We start from the raw sequence: 1,970 nt of genomic DNA, 5'->3' as shown, positions 1-1,970 counted from the left end.
GGCGACCTCCAGCGCGTCCGGCTGGACCAGGCCGCCGCCCAGCGCGCGGGCCTCGGCCCAGCTGGCCTGGTCGTAGCGGCGGGCGTCGGGATCGACGTTGGGGTCGCGGTCGTAGAGGCCGTCGACGTCCTTGACCAGCTGGACGCTGTCCAGGCCCAGCTCGGCGGCGAGAACCAGGGCCGTCAGGTCTGAGCCGCCGCGGCCCAGCAACACGATCCGGTCCTCCGGCGACAGGGCGCCGAAGCCCGGGACCACCACGACTTCATGCCGCCGGAGCGCGCGGTCCAGGGCGGCGCGGTCCAGGCCGACGGGGCGGGCGTGCTCGCAGGGGCCTTCGGCGCGCAGGCCCAGTTCGCGCACCGACAGGGTGCAGGCGTCCAGGCCAATCCGGTCGCAGGCCAGGGCCACCAGGGCGGCGGATCGTTCCTCGCCCTGCACGACATAGGCAGGAAGCAGGGCGTTGTCGTGGCCCAGGCCCAAGGCGCGGGCCTCGCCCAGCAGACGGTCCGTTTCGCCCGCGAAGGCGGAGACGACGGCCACGACACGGCGGCCGCGGCGCACTTCGGCGTAGATGTCCGAAGCGGCCTTGGGCGCATCGGCGGGGTCGACCAGAACCGAGCTGCCGAACTTCATGACGACCACGGGGCCGTCGGCCGGCGGGGAGAGGACCGATGGAAGAGCCGCGGCAGGGCGGTCGAGGACGGCGAGGTTGGCGGACATTGGGAAGGTCTTTCGATGGGAGAAAAGAAAAACCCCGCCCGGAGGTTTCCGGGCGGGGCTGGGTCTGTGCGTTCCTGAGCTTCGGTGCGCGCTAACCTGTCCCCGCCGGAGGCGTGGTGGTGGTCATACCGATGGTGATCATGCCGAGGGCCCGGCCGGCGCCGATGACGCGCACGGCCGCGCCGCCGCGCGAGGCGGCCGAGGCGAGGGCGATACGGGCGTCGAGGCGGTTCACGGAAGGGGCCTGCTCAGTTCGGTTGGACGCAAGGCTGACGGACAACGGGCGTCGCCGTCAACCCTCGGGATGAAAATTGCGCTGTACGGCCGGATTTGCGGCTCCGGGGACACGGTTTCACCGCTCAGGCCCAGTGCATTTGGACGCGATGGGCGGCCGCCCAGTGGATCGCCCGGACGCCGTCGATGACGGCGTTGGCCGCCGCGCGCGTGCCCAGGGTTCCGCCCAGGTCCTGGGTCACGGCTCCGGCCGACAGCACGGCGGCGCAGGCGGCCTCGATGGAGCCGGCCTCGTCCTCCAGGCCCAGGCTGTGGCGCAGCATCAGGGCGGCGGACAGGATGGTCCCGACCGGATTGGCCTTGTCCTGGCCGGCGATGTCGGGGGCCGAGCCGTGGATGGGCTCGAACAGGCCGGGACCGCCCGAGCCCAGCGAGGCCGAGGGCAACAGGCCGATGGAGCCGCCCAGCACCGAGATCTCGTCGGACAGGATGTCGCCGAACATGTTCTCGGTCAGGATGACGTCGTAGTCGCGCGGCTTGCGGATCAGATGCATGGCCATGGAGTCGACCAGGGCGTGCTCCAGCTCGATGCGCGGAAACTCCGCGGCGTGGACGCGGGTGACCACCTCGCGCCACAGGCGGCTGGTTTCCATGACGTTGGCCTTGTCGACCGAGGTCACCTTGCCGCGCCTTTGCTGAGCGGTCTGGAAGGCGGCGCGGGCGACCCGTTCGATCTCTGCGACGGTGTATTCGCACAGGTCGGTGGCGCGGTCGGCGGTGCGGGTCTTCTCCCCGAAATAGATGCCGCCGGTCAGCTCGCGGAAGACGATCAGGTCGACGCCCTCGACGATCTCTTTCTTCAGCGGCGAGCGGTGGGCCAGGACGGGCGAAACCTGCAGCGGGCGCAGGTTGGCGTACAGGCCCATGGCCTTACGCAGGCCCAGCAGGCCCTCTTCCGGCCGGCGCTTGCCGCCGTCCCATTGCGGGCCGCCGACGGCGCCCAGCAGGACGGCGTC

3 protein-coding genes are annotated in these 1,970 nt (G+C 71.4%); all 3 read right to left on the bottom strand.

What is annotated here, in order from left to right; translation table 11 throughout:
- The coding region (locus AC2W7C_RS17265; RefSeq protein WP_486002470.1) for an amino acid kinase family protein at window positions 1-720 on the bottom strand (720 nt) is incomplete at its 3' end.
- A 91-nt stretch (window positions 721-811) separates the two neighbouring features.
- Window positions 812-955: a hypothetical protein gene (locus tag AC2W7C_RS17260; RefSeq protein ID WP_486002469.1), complete on the bottom strand. Its 144-nt coding sequence runs from the start codon at window positions 953-955 to the stop codon at window positions 812-814.
- A gap of 124 nt (window positions 956-1,079) precedes the next feature.
- The coding region (gene leuB, locus AC2W7C_RS17255) for a 3-isopropylmalate dehydrogenase (RefSeq protein WP_486002468.1) at window positions 1,080-1,970 on the bottom strand (891 nt) is incomplete at its 5' end.

It is taken from the genome of Brevundimonas sp. CURTG3B2_SDJG (assembly GCF_057364705.1).
Note: the sequence above shows the minus strand (reverse complement) of the source record. Positions and strands in the feature narration are given on the sequence as shown.